Consider the following 21,727-nt stretch of genomic DNA (forward strand, 5'->3'; position numbering starts at 1 on the left):
TTACGCCTCCTCTTCTGATGCGGAGTGCACGGTATTATAAGGCTGTGCGAATACGCGCTTGATCGTCTCTTGGTAATGAGCAACGAGCGGTTTAAAGTATTCCTGACTGATGATGTGAGGTGCCTTATCTACGAGGGCTAATGCGGATTCAGTATTATCGATACGATATTGGTGGTGTCCGCCTTGTTCCATACCATGTTTGAAATAGCGATTGATGAAACCACGGCCGAAACTATCCGCAAGTTGCTTATCCCATGTTGCAAAATCAACCGACTTGAAATTACATCCAAGTTCATTAAGCCAGCGATATATTTGCTCACCTGTATGGCTTTGACGTGAAACGACATGGAAGTTCTTTCCATTTTCCTCAACATCCATCTTGCTTATTTCTGCAATCGAGTCAGCGACAATGTTAACGGGTGTCGTACTAATCAAAATGCGTGACTCTGGATAAGCGCCGACGCTTAAACATGTACGGAAGAATTTGACGAACGCATCATCATTGATGAAAGGTTTTTCTAATGTGTTATCCCAGGTAATAGCACCGGATCGGTAAATGTTAACAGGAACACCTTTTTCCCTGGCACGGTAGAAGATTTGCTCCGCCATGTACTTAGTGTGTTCGTAAGTAAGTTCTGGCTTATGCCAAGGGCCATCAGGGGCCACTGACTCTAGCACTGGCGGTTCATTTTCTTCATACGGAAGTCGATAATGGACGCCAATTGTAGACATATAGTGGATAGGCTTTATCTTCCCGGTAGTTGCTAATTCAATAGCATTGGCAGACCCTTTAACGTTGATTGGGTAAAGGTCAGACAGTGGTGCGATAAGGCTGATTAGCGCGGCAATATGCACGACCTTGTCTATGGTTTGTGCCAGGAAGTCGTACTCAGAATCGCTGATGCCATAGTGATCTAAGGTGAGATCTCCTGGAATGATTTTAATTCTTTGGGTATCGAGCTCCCAGTCTAATCCTTGGTCAGCAATAACTTTTCGGATGCGCTCATAACCGGTTGCTTCGTCTTGGCAGCGTACAAGGCAATAGAGTGTATCCTCGGTCTTGTCGAGTAGTGCTTTGAGTATGTAGACACCCAAATAACCTGTGGCACCCGTCATAAATAGGTTTTGCGGCTTTCCTGTTGGAGTGCTTAAAGACAACGCCTGCGGTAGATTTCTGAAGGCCTCTGCACACAACTGGTCTAGATCGATAGATTGACGGAAGGCTTCTTCTGCATCTTCTGATGCTTCTAATACGCCTACCATTTTGTCAAAAACAGCGTTGTTAAAAATCATATCAATGTTAACGATAAAGCCTGCCTCGGAAAGTCGATTTAGCAACTCTACAGCGGAGAGACTAGAACCTCCTTTAAGGAAAAAGTCATCAGTTCTTTGTACGTGCTCTACCTTGAGCAGTGCTTTCCAAATGTCGGCGAGTTTGAGCTCCAAAGGTGTTTCTAATGGCAATTCCTCGATGTTGGAATTCGTTGGCAACGCAGAGAAGTGCTCTTTGAGTGTATTTCTATCTACCTTTCCATTACTACTAAGTGGGATGGCATCCAATACCAAGACCTGTGATGGGATCATGTAGCCCGGCAGTAAAGAAGAAAGTTCTTCTTGAACGCCTTGAAGCAGGTTGGAACTTTCTCCATTCGTTTCTTCTGATTCAGAGTCATCTAGCACAATGGCGCAGACCAACTCCAATGGTTCTGGTTTTACTAGAGCGACGCCTTGTTTGATATAACTAAGTTCACTGAGTGCTGCTTCAACCTCACCTAGTTCGATACGATGACCTCGTATTTTGATTTGATTGTCCTGACGCCCCAGGATCTCGATGACCCCATCTGGTCGATAGCGACATATATCGCCCGTTCGATACATTCGTTCACCAGTCTCCGGATGAATAATGAAGCGCTCTTCAGTTCTTGTAGGGTCGTTAATGAATCCTTTTGCAACGCCTGGACCACCAACTAACATTTCTCCCGGTACCCAGTCAGGGCAGTCCTCAAAGCGAGTGTTCTGGACATAAAGTCTGTGATTACTGAGAGGAAGACCATAGGGAATGCTGGTTGCTCCGTCAGGAACATCCATAATACGGTTTGAAATACAGGTGACGGAAATTTCAGTAGGCCCGCCCAAACTGTTCAGGTCCAGGTTTGGTAGCGCAGCGAGAATTTTCGGCGGCAACGTGACAGGAATCCAATCACCAGAGATAAATGCCAGCCTCAGGGTCGATAGACTGACTGAGCTATTGTTTTCGTGCCATGCCATGAGCATCTGCATATGTGCCGGCACAGAGTTCCAGATCGTCACTTTCTGGTTCTGCACTGTTCTTGCCCAAACTTCAGGATTATTGCGCCAGCCATTCCCCGGAATGACGAGGGTAGCACCTGCACTGAACGTGCAGAATATATCCAATACAGAGAGGTCAAAACTGAAATTAACCAAGGCCAGTGTTCTATCGCTAGCGGTGATACCGAACTCTCTGTTAAAACCGGCAATCGTATTGCTCACCCCTTCGTGTGTCAGCATTACGCCTTTGGGACGACCAGTCGTGCCTGATGTGTACAGTATGTAGGCGAGTTGTTCGTGAGTATTGGCCTGTTGGCCTTGTTTAATGATCTCTGAAAGACGGTCTTCCAATCGTTCACTCTGACTCTCAAGCAATGGCGATTCGGAAACAAAGAGGGCATTAACATCACTTGGCCATTCTACCTCCGATGTATCTGAAGAGGTGAGTACGAGGCGTATACGGGCATCTTCGAGAATGGTATTGCGCCTTTTCTCTGGCTGAATTACGTCTATCGGAACATAAGCGCCACCCGCCAGCAGTACACCAAGCACCGCAGCAATTTGTTTGGGTCCTTTGTCCATAAATATGGCGACGGGTTCTCCGGAAAGCAGACCCCTGTCGATTAATGTATCTGCAATGGACAAAGACCACTCTGCAAGCTCACGGTAGGTATAGTTCGAGGGCGTTTGTGTATCATGCACAAGTGCGATTTCATTAGGAGCTGCGATAACATGCTGACAGAATGACTCATGCAAATAGCCTGAAGGCAAAGAAGCGTCTTTTTCAGTATTAAGTTGCTCGCGCAGCTTTTTACTCTCAGGGTGCAGACTGACGGGCTTGTGGCTGCCCCAGTGAGACTCTGACGTTGCTAATGTCGTGAGCAGTGTTTTGAATGCATCAAAGGCTTGTTCGATGGCTCCCGGAAGGAATACGCCGCTTCGTATGTCCCAATCAACAAACAATAAGCCACGTCGCTCTGTCACTTGGCAGTCCAGCCAGACTTGTGGCGTCTGTGTAATACCGAAGTTCAATTTAGCGTTATGCATAAAGTCGTTTTGTGGGAGTGATTCACTCCCGACACCAACTGTGCTCGTGTAAACCACTGGGATCAGTGTATTACTTTTTCTTTCTTTGGTGATGTCCCTAAGGACCTCTACACCTGTGTATGCATCATGCTCCAGGTCTTGCCAAAGCTGATGCTGGAGCGCCGCGGATCTGTCTTTAAAGTTTTCACCTCTTAATCCATTAACCTCCAATACATTGACTGCAATAAAGTCGCCGACAATTCGGTTTATATCGGGGTGGGGGGCTTTTCGGTTCAGTAGTGTCAGGTTGATACAAAAGTCATCATTTCTCGACCAGCGCTGAAGCACTTCAGCGAACGCATTCATCACTGCGCTGGAAGGGGTAATTTGATGAGTTTTAGCAATTTGACTAAACATCTTCCACTGAACTTCAGGCAATTCGAAAGACAGCCTTTTGAAACTGGGTGCTGCACCCGTTGCCAAATGATCTGGTTGCAAGTTTGGGTTAACGGGTAATTCCGGGGCGCCGGGGAGGGAGCGAATGCGTTTCTGCCAATAGTTTTTGTCTAGCTGGTATTTTGAATCATCTTCTTGATGAAGCTTACTGTGTTGTTGATAGAGAACGACATCACGGAATGAGGCTTGGAGTGGTTCATGTTCCTTTTCAGGATGCAGATACATATCCCCAAGTTCAGCCAAAAGCAGCTGAATGCTGGCAAAGTCCGCGATCAGTAGATCAGTAGAGTGATGAAGAATTGCGCTGCTGTCATGTTGGGTCAGGCGCAACTCATAAAGTGGCCAGCACGTCGAATCATAACGACGATAAGCCATTTCTTCCCGTGACTTGGTGACCGAATCTCTGAACACTTTTTCAGGCTGACCTTTGGTGTCATCACATGATATAGAAGGCAGTGTATAGTTCTTCAACACCTGCTGTTGGCCGTTGGTGTCAATGACAGCTCTTAGCATGTCATGTCGCATGATGAGCTTGTGCCAAGCTTTCTCGAGCCTGGCGTGATCCAGCCTCGGCATTTCCAGCTCGATGTAAGAGTGGCACCCAACACCTCCCAATTCGTAGTTGTCTCTTCGACCTACTATGTAAGCCAACTGCAAGTCGGTGAGTGGGAAAGGTTCAAACCTATCTTCTGGATGGGTTGTTAACACAGTCTCCTCAGAGGCTTGGTTAAGTAAATCAATAACATCATGTTTTTTAGCCGAAAGCAGAGACTTGAGTTCTGAGGTAAGGACGCCTTTTGGCGCCTTAAATCTTAAATTGTTGTCTTCTACCCAAAGCTGGACGCCGCGGTTCTGCAAACTTTCAACGAGCTCAAAAGCGGTCATATCAGTCATTGGTTTGTTCATAGCGAACCCTCCTCAAAAATTTCAGTATCTTCCTTGTCTCCCTCGGAGAGAGCCTGCCACTGTGCTTTTATCGGCATTGCAAATTCCGCAACGCTTGGTGCTGTAAAGAGCATTGATAACGTTACTCCCGCCGGGCTTATCCGTTGTTGCTGCATCGCCTGAACGATCCTGGTTGCGGCTAAACTATCGCCGCCAATCATGAAGAAGTTATCGTTTCGTGATATCCGATCGATACCCAACTCTGAGGCCCAGATTTCTGCAATTTGTTCTTCTATCGAATCACGTGGCGCTTCATAACTGTTTTCTGTTTGGCGGTTTAGCAGACTGGAGAGCGTTCTCCGGTCAACTTTACCGTTGGCACTGAGTGGAATTTCATCGACCAGCGCGAGGGTAGAAGGAACCATATAGTCGGGCAGCAGGGCACGGAGTTGGTCAGTGACATCCGCCTTGAACTGCTCGGTGTCAGTATCATCTGTATGGTCAACCAACAGGGCAGCAGCGAGTGAGGCAGGCTGTCCGGCAGGAGAGAGCACGACGGCGACAGCACGGTGAATAGCGCTCAGGCTGTTCAGGGCAGTTTCTACCTCACCGAGCTCAATACGGTGTCCCCGCACCTTGACCTGATGGTCAAGGCGGCCCAGGAATTCCAGATTGCCGTCAGGCCAGTAACGCCCCTGGTCCCCGGTGCGGTACCAGCGCATAACAGGTTGGCCGGAAACAGTCTCTGATGTGGCCTGAACAAAGCGGGCCTGAGTGAGGGTGTCATCCCCCCGGTATCCGGTGGCGACCCCGAGGCCCCCAATCCAAAGCTCACCGGGCACCCAGTCAGGGCAATCGCGCCCTTGTGCATCGACCACCCGGTAAACCTGATTGGCGAGTGGTTTACCGTAAGGAATGGACGTCCAGTGCTCAGGGAGAGGGGTGTCCGGAGAAAAGGCATCAAAGGTGTTAGACCAGATAGCGGCTTCCGTGGCGCCTCCCATGGCAGCCAGTCTTACCTGATGGCTGTTCAGCGCAAACAGACGCTGAGGGATATCCATACCAATCCAGTCGCCGGAAAGGAGAACCTGCTCAAATGGTAAGGTCAGGTGCTGGCTTTCAGCGACAACCATCAGCATGTCTAACAAGACAGGGACAGAGTTCCAGACAGTGACATGATGTTCGTTAATCAAAGACAACCAGGCAGCGGCATCGCGTCGAATAGCGTCATCGACCATGACGACGGCACCGCCAGCGCTGAGCAGACCGAAGAGGTCATAGACGGAGAGGTCAAAATCGAGCGCAGAGACCGCAAGCACACGGCTGTCGGGGTGGATACCATAGCGGTGGTTAATGTCATCAAGGGTATTGGCGGTGGCCTGATGGGCCATTTCAACGCCTTTGGGTTCACCGGTAGAGCCGGAGGTGAAGATGATATACGCCGGACTGTTTGGTGAGACAGAAACGGGGGCCTCTAATGGCGAGAACCTGTCAGTGTATGAGATATCAATGGCGAGACCAGGGACGGCATCAAGGTGTGCCGGGTCAGTGACAGTGAAACGGATCCCCGCAGTGGAATGTATACGCTGCTGTCGCACCAGAGGCTGGTGTGTACCGACAGGGACATAGCACCCGCCAGCGGCCAGAATACCAAGGACAGCGATGACCTGATTGTGTCCCCTAGGAAGGGTGACGGCAATAGGTTCACCGGGTTGAACCCCGTGCTCGGTGAGTAAAGCAGCCAGTTGCAGGGCAGCTTGAGCGAGCTCGCCATAGGAGAGGGAATGTTGTTCAGAAATAATGGCAGTGCGTTCGGGGGTTTCCGCCGCCATTTCAAAGAACGGTTGGTGAAGAGTTCGCTCCTTATAAGGGTACTCTGTCGTGTTGGTCACACGGCGGGTTTGAGTCTGTTGTAATGGTAAAAGCGTATCCAGTGGTGAGTTCCACGAGACATGCAGGGTATTCAACATTGTGCTGAGGGCGTCAAACATGTCGTCGAGCATGCCTTCAGGGAAAAGTGAATCCACGGTATCCCATGAAATATGAAGCTCATCACCATATTCATACATTTGATGATCCAGCCATACCTGAGGTGTTTCCGATAAGCCTCCACCGGATATTTGCGGGAACTCGCTGATAGTCTCTTCTCTTAACAGATCATCAGACATTCCGAGTGTGCTGGTGAATACAATAGGCAAGGCAGCCGCTGTCATATCCATATGCTTTGCGCGCTCGCGTTGCACATAAATTGAAGAAACCTGTCGATGCTCTAAGGCATCAAAGGTTTCTTCCTGTAACTGCAAAGCACTTTCGATTAAGTTTGCGCTCCTGTCAGGCTGATAACCCACTGGTACCAATGATGTAAAGTCACCGGCAACATGATTGATATCCGGGTGAATTGGCTGCCGATCGAACAGTGTCATATTTACGGTATGTGAGTGGCCGCCACTCCAACGGCTTAAAACCTCACAAAATGCACTCAGCACTGCAACAGAAGGTGTGATCCCATTGGCTCTTGTTGACTTCTTTAGACTTTGCCAAGTTTCGCGGTTTAAGATCATTGACCGTCTGCGGAAGTGAGAATGATTGACTGTTCTTGGATCAACCTTCAGTGGTAAAGCTGCAGATAGCGGGAGTGTTTCAAGTTTTTGCTCCCAGTATTTGATAGCTGTTTCACGTTGTTTTGCCGAGGGTGCGAATTGTTGAACATAATCGCGGAATGAGACCGCAGGCGCAGGCAAAGGCGCTTCAAGATCCCTGTATCTGAGTGCTAGCTGGCGAAGCAGCATTTTAATGCTGAAGCCATCCAAAGTGAGGTAGTTGAAGATCAAGCCAACCCTGCTGCGGTGATGACCCATTGAAAATACGCGCGCTGCAAACAATGTGGCTTCTTTCGAGGACGAGAGAGCTTTCCACCAAAGTGAGAGCTGCGTGCTGGCATGTTCAAGATCATCACACTCTACCTGTTCAATAGAGGTAAAGAATCTGGACGGATCCTCGGCCACACATTGTGTTTCCATATCATTAATATCAACCCTGAGCATGTCATGATGCTGAACCAAGCTGTTCCAAGCCTTTTCAAGCCGCCCAACATTGACGTTCTCACCATCCAGCTCGACCAGATAATGGGTACCACAGTTGAGTGGCAGTCCAGGTGACTGGCCCATCCAATAGGCACGCTGAACCTCTGTCAGTGGGAAAGGTTCAAAGCGAGCGTCCGGGTCAGGAACCAGGGTGGAAAGCGGCTCGGCGTTCTCGAATGAGAGTCCGGCAGCAAATTCGGCCAACACAGGTTGTGCAAACAACAGACGGAGAGGCTGTTCAGCGGTCAGCCCATTTTCACGTAGCGTTGAAATGACCTGGGTGGCTAACAAGCTATCACCGCCGAGAGAGAAAAAGTGGCTTTCCCTTCCGATGCTTCTGTCCGGTAACAGTGCTTGCCATACGCTGGCTACCTGACACTCCTTATCGCCTTCTGGAGGTGTCAGGATAGTTTGCTGTGCGTCAGCATGCTCAGCCAGAAGTATCTGAGCTTGCTTGCGGTCAACTTTACCGTTGGCACTGAGTGGAATTTCATCGACCAGCGCGAGGGTAGAAGGAACCATATAGTCGGGCAGCAGGGCACGGAGTTGGTCAGTGACATCCGCCTTGAACTGCTCGGTGTCAGTATCATCTGTATGGTCAACCAACAGGGCAGCAGCGAGTGAGGCAGGCTGTCCGGTAGGAGAGAGCACGACGGCGACAGCACGGTGAATAGCGCTCAGGCTGTTCAGGGCAGTTTCTACCTCACCGAGCTCAATACGGTGTCCCCGCACCTTGACCTGATGGTCTAGGCGGCCCAGGAATTCCAGATTGCCGTCAGGCCAGTAACGCCCCTGGTCCCCGGTGCGGTACCAGCGCATAACAGGTTGGCCGGAAACAGTCTCTGATGTGGCCTGAACAAAGCGGGCCTGAGTGAGGGTGTCATCCCCCCGGTATCCGGTGGCGACCCCGAGGCCCCCAATCCAAAGCTCACCGGGCACCCAGTCAGGGCAATCGCGCCCTTGTGCATCGACCACCCGGTAAACCTGATTGGCGAGCGGTTTACCGTAAGGAATGGACGTCCAGTGCTCAGGGAGAGGGGTGTCCGGAGAAAAGGCATCAAAGGTGTTAGACCAGATAGCGGCTTCCGTGGCGCCTCCCATGGCAGCCAGTCTTACCTGATGGCTGTTCAGCGCAAACAGACGCTGAGGGATATCCATACCAATCCAGTCGCCGGAAAGGAGAACCTGCTCAAATGGTAAGGTCAGGTGCTGGCTTTCAGCGACAACCATCAGCATGTCTAACAAGACAGGGACAGAGTTCCAGACAGTGACATGATGTTCGTTAATCAAAGACAACCAGGCAGCGGCATCGCGTCGAATAGCGTCATCGACCATGACGACGGCACCGCCGGCGCTGAGCAGACCGAAGAGGTCATAGACGGAGAGGTCAAAATCGAGCGCAGAGACCGCAAGCACACGGCTGTCGGGGTGGATACCATAGCGGTGGTTAATGTCATCAAGGGTATTGGCGGTAGCCTGATGGGCCATTTCAACGCCTTTGGGTTCACCAGTAGAGCCGGAGGTGAAGATGATATACGCCGGACTGTTTGGTGAGACAGAAACGGGGGCCTCTAATGGCGAGAACCTGTCAGTGTATGAGATATCAATGGCGAGACCAGGGACGGCATCAAGGTGTGCCGGGTCAGTGACAGTGAAACGGATCCCCGCAGTGGAATGTATACGCTGCTGTCGCACCAGAGGCTGGTGTATACCGACAGGGACATAGCACCCGCCAGCGGCCAGAATACCAAGGACAGCGATGACCTGATTGTGTCCCCTAGGAAGGGTGACGGCAACAGGTTCACCGGGTTGAACCCCCTGCTCGGTGAGTAAAGCAGCCAGTTGCAGGGCAGCTTGAGCGAGCTCGCCATAGGAGAGGGAATGTTGTTCAGAAATAATGGCAGTGCGTTCGGGTGTTTCCACCGCCATTTCAAAGAAGGATTGATGTATGGTTCTGGTTGAAAAGGCTTGGTCAGTGCGATTTATTCCCAGCCTTGATTCACACTGTTTGTTAGGTAATACAAGGTGAAGTGGTGTATCCCAGTCAATGATGATTAGATTATCAATGAGCGCAATGTAAGTATTAAACATGTCATCGATCATTCCCTCTGGGAATAAGGCATCAACACTGTCCCAAGATAAAGCAAGCTCTTCATCAAATTCATAAAGCTGATGATCTAACCAGACTTGCGGGGTTTCGGATAAACCACCGGCAACCATTTTAGGGAAACCCGATTCACCCTGTTCAAATAGCCCATTACCAAGCCCTAATGTGCTCGTAAACACGATCGGGAGAGAGGCAGCTGTGAGACTCATTTCATGAGATCGTTGCCGTTGAATCCATATAGAAGAGACGGCTTTATTTTCCAGAACATCAGCGATCTCCCGTTGGGTCTTTTTAGCTTTTTCGATCAGAGTTGATTCTTCTTCACGACAAAAACCTACGGGTGCCAGTGTGGTGAAGTCACCCAGAATACGATTGATGTCTTGATGCACAGGTTGGCGATCAAACAAAGTCAGATTGATAGAATGATCTTTCCCGCCATTCCAAAGGCGAAGCACTTCACTGTATGCGGTTAGAAGCAAAACAGAAGGGGTGATTTGGTACTTTTGCGCCTTGTCTTTTAATGCTTGCCAATCTTCTGCCGGCAAACGATGTTCCCGCCTTGTGAATATTGGATGCGCCAAGCGTTCTGGTTCTGTCGCCAAAGGAAGAGATGCTTTTAACGGGAGTTCTGCAAGTTTATTCAACCAGAATGTTTCAGCGTTTTGTTTTTCTTCATTACTTGGCGCAATTTGATTGACATAGTCCCGGAACAGTAGGTCTGTTTTTGAGGGGAGGCTCTCTGGATCTAAGTATGTCCGGCTTAATTGCTCTAGAAGCAATTTGATACTGAATCCATCTAGAGTGAGATAGTTGAATATAATTCCGACACGACAGCGAGGGTTTCCTTTTGCATCTTGATAAGAGACAGCAAACAGATGGTGCATTTGAGCCGAAGACCCGACGTCACTGTTTTTGCTAGCAGATGATGTTGTATGGAACTGTTGATGAAGCCACTGCTGTGCAAGTTGTTCACCTTGACCATCTTTCATGTCATCGAATCGGTGACAAAGCGTCTCAATACCCGGGAAGAAAGGCAGTACGCGCTGATTCCCCTCTTTGTCTATCGTAACCCTAAGCATGTCATGATGCTGAACCAAGCTGTTCCAAGCCTTTTCAAGCCGCCCAACATTGACGTTCTCACCATCCAGCTCGACCAGATAATGGGTACCACAGTTGAGTGGCAGTCCAGGTGACTGGCCCATCCAATAGGCACGCTGAACCTCTGTCAGTGGGAAAGGTTCAAAGCGAGCGTCCGGGTCAGGAACCAGGGTGGAAAGCGGCTCGGCGTTCTCGAATGAGAGTCCGGCAGCAAATTCGGCCAACACAGGTTGTGCAAACAACAGACGGAGAGGCTGTTCAGCGGTCAGCCCATTTTCACGTAGCGTTGAAATGACCTGGGTGGCTAACAAGCTATCACCGCCGAGAGAGAAAAAGTGGCTTTCCCTTCCGATGCTTCTGTCCGGTAACAGTGCTTGCCATACGCTGGCTACCTGACACTCCTTATCGCCTTTTGGGGGGGTCAGGGTAGTGTGCTGTGCGTCAGCATGCTCAGCCAGAAGTATCTGAGCTTGCTTGCGGTCAACTTTACCGTTCGCACTGAGAGGAATTTCATCAACCAGCGCGAGGGTAGAAGGAACCATATAGTCGGGCAGCAGGGCACGGAGTTGGTCAGTGACATCCGCCTTGAACTGCTCGGTGTCAGTATCATCTGTATGGTCAACCAACAGGGCAGCAGCGAGTGAGGCAGGCTGTCCGGCAGGAGAGAGCACGACGGCGACAGCACGGTGAATAGCGCTCAGGCTGTTCAGGGCAGTTTCTACCTCACCGAGCTCAATACGGTGTCCCCGCACCTTGACCTGATGGTCTAGGCGGCCCAGGAATTCCAGATTGCCGTCAGGCCAGTAACGCCCCTGGTCCCCGGTTCGGTACCAGCGCATAACAGGTTGGCCGGAAACAGTCTCTGATGTGGCCTGAACAAAGCGGGCCTGAGTGAGGGTGTCATCCCCCCGGTATCCGGTGGCGACCCCGAGGCCCCCAATCCAAAGCTCACCGGGCACCCAGTCAGGGCAATCGCGCCCTTGTGCATCGACCACCCGGTAAACCTGATTGGCGAGCGGTTTACCGTAAGGAATGGACGTCCAGTGCTCAGGGAGAGGGGTGTCCGGAGAAAAGGCATCAAAGGTGTTAGACCAGATAGCGGCTTCCGTGGCGCCTCCCATGGCAGCCAGTCTTACCTGATGGCCGTTCAGCGCAAACAGACGCTGAGGGATATCCATACCAATCCAGTCGCCGGAAAGGAGAACCTGCTCAAATGGTAAGGTCAGGTGCTGGCTTTCAGCGACAACCATCAGCATGTCTAACAAGACAGGGACAGAGTTCCAGACAGTGACATGATGTTCGTTAATCAAAGACAACCAGGCAGCGGCATCGCGTCGAATGGCGTCATCGACCATGACGACGGCACCGCCGGCGCTGAGCAGACCGAAGAGGTCATAGACGGAGAGGTCAAAATCGAGCGCAGAGACCGCAAGCACACGGCTGTCGGGGTGGATACCATAGCGGTGGTTAATGTCATCAAGGGTATTGGCGGTGGCCTGATGGGCCATTTCAACGCCTTTGGGTTCACCGGTAGAGCCGGAGGTGAAGATGATATACGCCGGACTGTTTGGTGAGACAGGGACGGGGGCCTCTAATGGCGAGAACCTGTCAGTGTAAGAAATATCAATGGCGAGGCCAGGGACGGCATCAAGGTGTGCCGGGTCAGTGACAGTGAAACGGATCCCCGCAGTGGAATGTATACGCTGCTGTCGCACCAGAGGCTGGTGTGTACCGACAGGGACATAGCACCCGCCAGCGGCCAGAATACCAAGGACAGCGATGACCTGATTGTGTCCCCTAGGAAGGGTGACGGCAACAGGTTCACCGGGTTGAACCCCCTGCTCGGTGAGTAAAGCAGCCAGTTGCAGGGCAGCTTGAGCGAGCTCGCCATAGGAGAGGGAATGTTGTTCAGAAATAATGGCAGTGCGTTCGGGTGTTTCCGCCGCCATTTCAAAGAAGGATTGATGAATCAGGCGCTTCGTTCTGTCTATTTGAGTGTTGTTAATGGCTGAGCGAACGGCAACCTGATTTTCTGGCAGAGACGGATTGTAAGCATCATGCCACTTCGCAGTATCAATCAATGATTCTAAAAGGCTGCAATACTCTGCGAATGCTTCCTCTATCACCCCTTCAGGAAACAGATCGTCAACGGAATCCCACGCCAATAGCAGGCCATCTTCCATCTCGTAAAGCTGATGGTCCAACCATACCTGTGGTGTTTGGGAAATCATGTAACTGAGGTCACCAAGGGTTTCCTTACATGTTTCTGTAATCAATTGTGTGCCCAAATTGCAAGCGAATACCACGGGTGCACTGACACCTTCAGATAATCCCTGCTTTTGCAGTTCACGCTGTATTTGTACGGCTGAGAATGTTGAGTGAGACAAATCTTTATGGAGTTGTTTTTGTAACACTTTTACTCGCTCGGTAAACGGCAGTGGCTTACTGCAGTCGCACTCAAGTAAAAGTAAATTGGTGAAGTCAGCGACGACATCATCAATACCTGGTTGTCCACCTTGCCTATCAAAAATAGGGATATTGAGAACGAAGTGGGGGCTATTGCTCCACCGTGCTAGCACTTCTGCGTAGGCTGAAGCCAACATCACTGCAGGCGTGAGGCCTTGTGATATGGCGTTATGCTTTATCTCTATCCATCTGTGATTAGCGATTTTGTGGGTGCGCCGGGTGAAATGTGGTTTAACAATAGAATCGGGGGCACATGCTAATGGGAGCTGAGGTCCGGGTGGTAGATCTGCTAGCCTGTCAAGCCAGTAACGTTTATCAGCACACTCACTAAGTTGGTCAGCTTGCCTTTTGGCCTCTAGATAATGTTTGAACTGCCAATCTGGTTTGGCCGCCAGGGTGCAATTTGTGTTTCCTGATTGCAACTCGCCATAAAGGTAAGCCAAATCACGGAGCAAAATATGGATGCTTTGTACGTCAGCAACGAGTAAGTCAACGTCAAAGTGAATTCTTGTCTTGTGGTTCGGTAGTAATGAAAGTGAAAGGCTCGCGACTTGGCCTCTCGCAATATCGAGCTTCCTGTGGGACAAGCTATTGCGAACTTCTTCTAACGCATCCTCTAACTCACTAGTATCAAATGACTGAAAATCACGAACTTCTAAAAGAGGTAGAGCGAGGTGATGATCGACATATTGTTTACCTTCCTCAGTAAAGACGGCTCTCAACATTGGATGGTGTGACAGAAGCCGATGCCAGGCGGTTTCAAGCGAATCAAAGTTGACGGCTGAACCATCGATTTCAATGTAGGCGTGGCAGCCAACGCCACCAAGTGTTTGATGATCTTGGCGCCCTAACCAATAGGCGTATTGGACATCAGTCAGATCGAAAGGAAGGCTATCTCCTGACTGATGTCCTTCATTGTGTATATTTTCTTCCTTGGTGATGACGTGGCTTACAGGCTGACTCAAGATTGCCAGCCAATCATTAAGAGTGGGAGATTCAATAAGGTCTACAAAGGTTACCGTTGATCCTGCTCTGCGCCATTTATCAACTAGTCGCATTATTTGAAGCGAATCGAGGCCACATTCAATCAGGTTTGATTCATCTTGTTGGTGGGGTTCAAACTGAATGTATTCTTCGATATCTTTGATGATTGACTGTCGGTCAATAGTTGATTGAAAAGACTCCATGGTAGTCACTACACGGTCTCCTTTTTTGACTGCTCTATTGATGGCATAGGTTCTTGCAGATCTTGAACAAGGTATTGCGCAATGCAGCTCAACTTTTCAATGGTCTCAGTGAGTTCCCGTTCTGGGAGTGATTGGTCGACAATACCTGCGCCAGCTTGAAGCCAACATTTCTCTTCATCTTTGTAAATTGATCTCAGCACCAGACCCGCATCCATGGCTCCATCAGGGTCAACAATCATGACGCTACCACTGTAAAGAGCGCGCTCGCTGGCCTCATACTTTTTGATGGCGAGTAATGACTCTTTCTTGGGGATGCCTGATGCTGTTACTGCGGGGAACAGGGCCTTGAAAGCGTCCCAAACCGAGTGGTTGGAAGACAGTTTTCCTTTTACCCGAGACGCCAAATGCTGGACACTACCGCGGCGTTTGATTGACATAAAGTCGCACACAGAGAGACTCTCTTCATCACAGACTTGGTCAAGTTCTTCGTAAGCAAGCCTGACCGAAATTGCATGCTCTGCGATTTCTTTTGTTGTCGAGATAAGCTCGCTTTTAAGTTGTAACTCTTCTTCAGGGGAATTGCCGAGAGAACGGGTACCTGCGAGTGGTTGTGTACTCACCCATCCATCAGGTGATGCTTCCAATACAGTTTCAGGGCAGAACCCTGCAGCCTCAAAACCTGATTGGCGTAAGATAAATGAACGAGCAGGCGTATTCTTTTGTCGTCCATATTCATAACTTTTTGCCATGTCCAAAGGGAAGGAGACTTGGACTTGCCGCGACAGAATGACTTTCTGATAGTGGTTTTCTTGGATGTCAGCGATCGCCTGTTGCACAGCGGTTTTGTAGTATTCGCAGCTGGACGGTATAGTTAAATCAACATGTTCAATAACAAAATCAGTATCATACCCATGTTTCTCGCGACGTTCAGCGAGTCTGAATAACTCAACAAGCTTTTCTAATCCTGCGGGAGAAGTCGCCCTTAGCGTCGCTGTTTTGTCAGATACTCTAACTTCATATTCCGGGATAAAAAGGGACATTAGCTTGTTCGTTTTATCAAGGGATATGGTATTTGTTAAACCATAAAAGACGTATGCCAATTCAAATTTTGCTTGCCCATAAAGCCTCCAGTTTTCTACGGGTAGATTCTGGGTGATATGGGTCATGGCCGGTTCAAAATCCTCATAGCCCATTATTTGAATTCGGTCTTCTTGCTTTACCACGATTTCGTTTTTGTAAACGTCTATGCTCAACAAATTGCCCATCCCTAAAGACCATTCACCAGGTTTTTCGTAGATCATGAATTGATCTGCTAACCCACTGTTAGCAATGGACAGGAGTAGGCGGCTTGTTTTTGCGGATGTTGGAAGAGTAAGTTCTTTATATTGAGTCATAGTAATAAATCCTTATAAATTTGGTTGGGCTCCAAGTGGTTGCTGTGCGATCTCATCCCGTTCTTCTGCTGGTTGGTTTGAACTGGGCTTTTTCTATCAGCGTTTTTTTGTTTATTTTGCCTACCGATGTCAGTGGCCAACTTATTGCCAGTTCAAGTTGATCGGGTTGTTTGAATCTTGGAACACCTAGCTTCGCAAGGTATGCTCGAAGCTCTTTTAGTGTTGGTGGTTGGATGTTTTGCTTGTGAGTAACAAATGCGCAGCTTCTTTCTCCCAATTCGTCATCTGGTACAGCGACGATCACACACTCATCAATGGCGTCGAGCTTCTCAATAAGTGGTTCGATTTCAGCAATAGCAATTTTCTCTCCAGCCCGGTTAATTTGTTCCTTAACTCGTCCTTCAACAACGTAGTTGCCTTCAGGTGTCTTTCTGACGAGATCTCCGGACTTATAGAATCCATCTTTGGTAAACGCAGTGAGATTGTGACTTTCTGCATTAAAGTAACCTCTGATGGTGTATGGACCTCGGGTATGCAGTTCCCCAATTTCGCCATCAGGCACGATATTTCCATTACCGTCCACGAGCCTGATTTCATCTCCCGACGACATGGGGCGTCCCTGTGTGTTTAAAATGGTTTCGACGGAGTCATTTAATCGCGTGTAGCAGACTAAACCTTCTGCCATCCCAAAGACTTGCTGGAGCTTACACCCAAGAACAGGAGAAACACGCTTTGCTGTTTCTGGGTCAAATTTTGCACCGCCGACTTGAAGTAATGAGAGCGAGTCAGTATTGGTGGTATCCCATTCTTTTGAAGACAGCCATAGCTTTACGAGAGGTGGGACTAAAGCTGTATGTGTCACCTTTTCTTCGTTGATGAGCCTAAACGCCTCATCACTGCCGGGAGTGCGACACATGACGACTTTTCCGCCAACGCTGAGTGTGCCAAGAATACCTGGGCAACCGAGAGGAAAGTTATGTCCTACTGGAAGGGCTGCTAAGTAAACGGTGGACTCGTTAAGTTCACAGACGTCAGCTGAAGTACCAAAATTGTAGGCATAATCGCTATGGCTTCTCGGAATCAACTTTGGTGCACCAGTCGTGCCACCAGACAGTAGCAATAAGGCTGTGTTGAAAGGGTTCAGGTCTGGTAGAGGAACTGGGTCGGTGCGTAGGGTATTGATGGTCTGGTGACTATTTGAGGCACCATCGATAAACAGTGACCTTATCTTCGGATATCTTGATTGAAGTTTCTCACCTAACGATACATAGTCAAATCCGAGGAATCTATCAGGAACGATATATGCGGATGGCTCGGCTTGGTCGCACAGAGAAGCGATATCGTTTTCCCTTTGTGCCGGCATCGCTAGCACCGGAACAACACCAATACGAAAAAGGGCGAAGATAACCAGCACAAAACTCGCACTGTTGGGCAGTTGGACAATCACCGTTTCTCCTGATTTAAGCCCCGTCTTCAAAAAGCCAGCCGCTAATCGATTCGATTGTCTATTCAATTGCCGATAAGACAAGCGAGTAGAATTGTCTATTACGGCTGTTCTGTCTCCATACTCTTCTGCCCACTGGGCCAAGTAGTCTCCAAGTGTTTTTGGACGAAGATAGCCAGCTTCGATCTGTTTTTTCTGTTGGTCCGTTATGGTCCACAGTTTTTCAAGATGTTCGATATCCATTCTTATCGCCCCTCCATCTCGCAGTTTGAAACGCCACTCTCACCTTCTAGAGAATGATTATCATTACAACTTACTTTTTGCGGAATTCGAGGACTACTCGTATCGGAATTTTATAACCGAATGAGGAAGGTATGAAATTTAGATTCATCATAAAGCATTGAATAATATGATTATTAATGGTTTCAAAAAAATCATGACATCGCTTTTGGGGGAAGCCATCCGATACGGGTGGTAGGGGTATCTTCATACCCCATAAAATGTTGTGGTTATCTTTTGGGATGAAAAACTTATGGATGAAAAACAAGAAGCGAGATCCGGGTGGCAGGTCTTGCGCGGTTTATTGGTTAGCCAAAAATACAAATTAATGACTGCAGTGTTTTTTTCAATTATTGCTGCGGGATTGGAGCTTGCTCCCTTCTGGATTTTTTTCAAAGCTGCTGAATTGACCCAGGTGTTTTACACTGAAGAATTGAACAGCCTCAATAATCCAACAGTGATTGCTGATAGTTTTTATGCGTTAGGAGCTGCCTTGTTCCTAGTGCTTGTTTTCAAAACAATCGCTTATGCTACCGCCTATACGCTAAGTCACCAATCTGCATTCTTAATATTGGCGGATACCAGACAATTATTGGTGTCTCGGTTGGCTTGGGCTCCACTTTCTTGGTTTAAAGAATACAAAACGGGACAATTAAAGCAGGCAGTAATGCAAGATGTCGAAAAGATGGAGAACTTTTTCGCTCATCATACGGTTGAGGTTTCTACTGCAGTTTTTGGGCCTATATTTGTCGCGGTTTACTTGTTTTGGATTGATTGGAGGCTTGCACTCGCAGCGTTAGCCGCAGCGCCAGTTGCCATGTTGAGCTCGTTTGTTGTGATGCGTGGAATGAGTAAGTACTACGACCAATACCACTCTGCATCTGTTGAATTAAACAGTACTATTGTGGAGTACATCCGAAATATCGCAGTAATGAAACTATTCCGCCAAGATAGCACTAGTTTTGGGGCACTATCGGAAAGCTTAGATCGCTATTTTGGAATTGTAGATAAAGTGACACTAATCACTGTACCTAGGTGGGCATTATTCACAAGTTTGCTCGGGGCAAATGTTCTTTTCATATTACCACTAGGTATGTATTTAGTTCAGAAAGATATGGTTGGAAGCCTCGACGTTGTAATGGCTGTGCTTCTTGGGGCTGGAATGTTGAGGCCTTTACTAAAAATCAGCCACTTTTTTAACGAGATCCAGGAGATATTATCCGGTGTTAAACGACTGACACCCATTTTGGATGTCGTTAAAATGGAAAAAAAGTCACAAGTATCTAATTTGAAAAAAGACATTGAACTGTCATTAAGAGAAGTGAGCTTTTCTTATGAAGGACGAGAAATACTAAAGAATATTAGCGCTTCATTTAACCCAGGAACAACATCTATTGTTTTAGGAATGTCTGGAAGTGGAAAGTCGACATTATTACAAATAATCGCCGGCCTTATAGAACCTAACAGTGGTGATGCTTTTGTCAATGAAATTTCTGTTAGTCGTCTTAACGATGTTCAAAGAGCCTCTCTTATCTCATTGGCCTCACAGGAAGCATTCTTGTTTAAAGGGACGATAAAGGAAAATATCTTAATGGCGCGCCCTGAAGCAACGTCAAAAGATATTGATAACGCTATTCATGTTGCTGGACTTACTGGTTTAATACGAGAGTTACCTGCAGGACTAGACACTCAGATTGAAGAAAGAGGTATCCGGTTATCCGGCGGAGAGAAGCAACGCATCGCACTGGCACGCGCTCTATTGGTTGAAGCGCCAATTGTGTTGTTAGATGAAGCAACAGCATATGCAGATAATCTTACACAAAAGGCCTTCTACCAAAATCTCAAAAAATACTATCCAAATACAGCTGTCGTTGTTGTTGCTCATCGCACCTATGGATTGGAGGAAGCTGATCAAATTATTCTTTTAGAGAAAGGTGAGATCAGGGCGGTTGGAAAACACCAACAACTTATGCGTTCCGACGAACTCTACAAGGCATTGTTTATTCTCCAGTTAGAAAATGACTATTGGGCACTTGGAAGCCATCAAGAGTTATTGAATAAAGAGGTAATGAGTGAGGCTATATCAAATGGATAAATCGATACTTTTCATCATTAAGCGCGTGATCAAACATAGCCAAGCGTCGCCAACTTTATTTATTAAAGGTGCTTTATTTCGTACCTTTGAAAAGGGATTGGATATTTTTCCAATTCTAGTCTGCTACTGGTGGTTTATATCAACATGGGAAGGTGATGATGAGAATAGTTCGTTCTTTAATATAGCAGGTAGCAGCTTTGAGATCCTGGATGTAGTCATATTACTAATTGTCGTTTTTGTATTTCAGTTCATGTTTTCATGGTTGGGGCAAAAGTATAGTTTTTTGGGAGGCTACGGAATCATGTCCGGGTATCGAAGAAAGGTACTGGATAAAATACATTCTATGCCTCTATCTACACTTTATAGATATAGATCTGGATACCTTTCCGAATTGGTGACTGATGATACAACCCGTATAGAAAACATTTTCACTCATTTGGCAATAGATCTCTTTACTTCTTTGTTAATACCATTTCTCATTCTTGGGTCTTTACTGCTTCTAGATTGGAGAGCGGCAATTATTCTCATAGCAGGCTTTCCTTTATCAATACTCTTTGTTCAAGGGACTAGACAAATATTTAATAAAGTGAGTCAAAAGAAACTTAATGCAAACAGAGAAGTTTCCGGTGTTATTGTGGAATTTGTTATGGGTATAAAAACACTACGCCTTTTTAACTACTCACAGCAATGGCTATCAAAACTAGAACTTCTATTTAGCGAAATGACAAGAAAAAGTGTAACGGTTGAAGTGTGGGGGGCAGGTCCTGTTGTATTGTACCGTCTTATCGTTGAAATAGGGCTTGTTGCTTTTTTATTTTGGTGTGGATCCCAAGTTGAATCTGCATCGTTTCAGCCACACATTACGGTATTATTTATTTTCTTGGCGTATAGATTGATTTCTCCTCTATTAGATATGGCTCAGTACTTAAATATCATTCGTTACGCAGCTCAAAGTGAGATGAAATCTGAAGAAGTGATTCGATTTGAGTCGTTACCTGAACCTCCAATTAAAATGCAGGCAGAAAATTACTCTGTCCAATTTGATAATGTGTCATTTAATTATGATGAGACACCTTGCCTGAAAAATATTAGCTTCATTGCTAAACACCATGAAGTGACCGCTATTGTTGGTCCCTCTGGATCAGGTAAAACAACGTTATTCAATCTGATCTGCAGATTTAGTGATCCATCGACAGGTACGGTTAACATTGGTAATTGTAGCTTGCGGGATATAGGCACCACCGGCGTTTATGACAACATCAGTATGGTCTTTCAAGATGTTCAGCTCTTTGCCTCTTCAATCATGGAAAACATAAGGATAGGCAGGAAAGAAGCTTCAGATGAAGAGGTATATGAAGCATGCAAAAAGGCATTTTGTCTGGAGTTTATTAGTCAACTACCTCAAGGTTTTGATACCCAAATTGGGGAGGGTGGGACCCGTTTATCAGGTGGTGAGAGACAAAGAATATCGATTGCACGAGCTTACCTAAAAAATTCGCCAATTTTGTTACTTGATGAGATTACCGCATCGGTCGATTCGGTTGCACAGTATGAGATTCAACAAGCACTCATGGGGCTTGTCGAAGGTAAAACAGTGATTGTTATTGCGCATCGACTGAGCGCGATAAAAACTGCCGACCAAATTCTCGTCTTGGACAAAGGTGAGATCGTGCAAGCGGGTAGGCATCAAGATTTGGTTGAACAAGCCGGTCTCTATCAAACTTTATGGTTTGCCCAATCTGTTCAGCGATAGTTTGCTCGGCGCGCTTTAACGGTAAGTTTGGAATCTGAAGTCATAGGGAACTTTAATCACTCGGGATTTAATATCAACAGACTGCTTACAAAGCCCTGGCCATTTGAATGGGGCTTTATCTAATAAGGGATAAGCAAATGTCGTTTCGAGAGCTGATAGGGAAGG

General features: G+C 47.6%; 6 protein-coding genes. 2 read left to right on the forward strand and 4 right to left on the reverse strand.

The window, feature by feature from the left end; genetic code table 11:
• From VP504_RS01565 to VP504_RS01580, 4 genes are read right to left on the reverse strand one after another with little or no spacing between them, the layout of a single operon-like run.
• Nucleotides 1-4,677: a non-ribosomal peptide synthetase gene (locus VP504_RS01565; RefSeq protein WP_325892621.1), complete on the reverse strand. Its 4,677-nt coding sequence runs from the start codon at nucleotides 4,675-4,677 to the stop codon at nucleotides 1-3.
• Entirely contained in the window at nucleotides 4,674-14,597 is a 9,924-nt protein-coding gene (locus VP504_RS01570; protein ID WP_325893956.1) for a non-ribosomal peptide synthetase, read from the reverse strand. The genes VP504_RS01565 and VP504_RS01570 overlap by 4 nt, the downstream gene beginning before the upstream one ends.
• An 8-nt stretch (nucleotides 14,598-14,605) precedes the next feature.
• The gene (locus VP504_RS01575; RefSeq protein WP_281545339.1) at nucleotides 14,606-15,991 is read right to left on the reverse strand and encodes a salicylate synthase; all 1,386 of its coding nucleotides are present in this window, start codon (nucleotides 15,989-15,991) and stop codon (nucleotides 14,606-14,608) included.
• Between the two features lie 52 nt (nucleotides 15,992-16,043).
• Nucleotides 16,044-17,678 (reverse strand): (2,3-dihydroxybenzoyl)adenylate synthase, encoded by a 1,635-nt coding sequence (locus VP504_RS01580; protein ID WP_325892622.1) that lies wholly within the window; start codon nucleotides 17,676-17,678, stop codon nucleotides 16,044-16,046.
• A 289-nt stretch (nucleotides 17,679-17,967) separates the two neighbouring features.
• Between VP504_RS01580 and VP504_RS01585 the strand changes: the two genes are divergently transcribed.
• Nucleotides 17,968-19,809, forward strand: a complete 1,842-nt coding sequence (locus VP504_RS01585) for an ABC transporter ATP-binding protein (protein ID WP_325892624.1) — start codon at nucleotides 17,968-17,970, stop codon at nucleotides 19,807-19,809.
• Nucleotides 19,802-21,562, forward strand: coding sequence for an ABC transporter ATP-binding protein (locus tag VP504_RS01590; protein ID WP_325892625.1), 1,761 nt, complete (start codon nucleotides 19,802-19,804; stop codon nucleotides 21,560-21,562). The genes VP504_RS01585 and VP504_RS01590 overlap by 8 nt, the downstream gene beginning before the upstream one ends.
• Nucleotides 21,563-21,727: the final 165 nt, after the last annotated feature.

This window comes from Grimontia sp. NTOU-MAR1, from assembly GCF_035758505.1.
Classification (GTDB): Bacteria; Pseudomonadota; Gammaproteobacteria; order Enterobacterales; family Vibrionaceae; genus Enterovibrio; species Enterovibrio marinus.

Bases quoted from the DNA above. Each gene is read 5' to 3' on its own strand.
- VP504_RS01565 (WP_325892621.1), bottom strand. From the start codon at position 4,677: ATGAACAAACCAATGACTGATATGACCGCTTTTGAGCTCGTTGAAAGT.
- VP504_RS01570 (WP_325893956.1), bottom strand. From the start codon at position 14,597: ATGGAGTCTTTTCAATCAACTATTGACCGACAGTCAATCATCAAAGAT.
- VP504_RS01575 (WP_281545339.1), bottom strand. From the start codon at position 15,991: ATGACTCAATATAAAGAACTTACTCTTCCAACATCCGCAAAAACAAGC.
- VP504_RS01580 (WP_325892622.1), bottom strand. From the start codon at position 17,678: ATGGATATCGAACATCTTGAAAAACTGTGGACCATAACGGACCAACAG.
- VP504_RS01585 (WP_325892624.1), top strand. From the start codon at position 17,968: ATGGATGAAAAACAAGAAGCGAGATCCGGGTGGCAGGTCTTGCGCGGT.
- VP504_RS01590 (WP_325892625.1), top strand. From the start codon at position 19,802: ATGGATAAATCGATACTTTTCATCATTAAGCGCGTGATCAAACATAGC.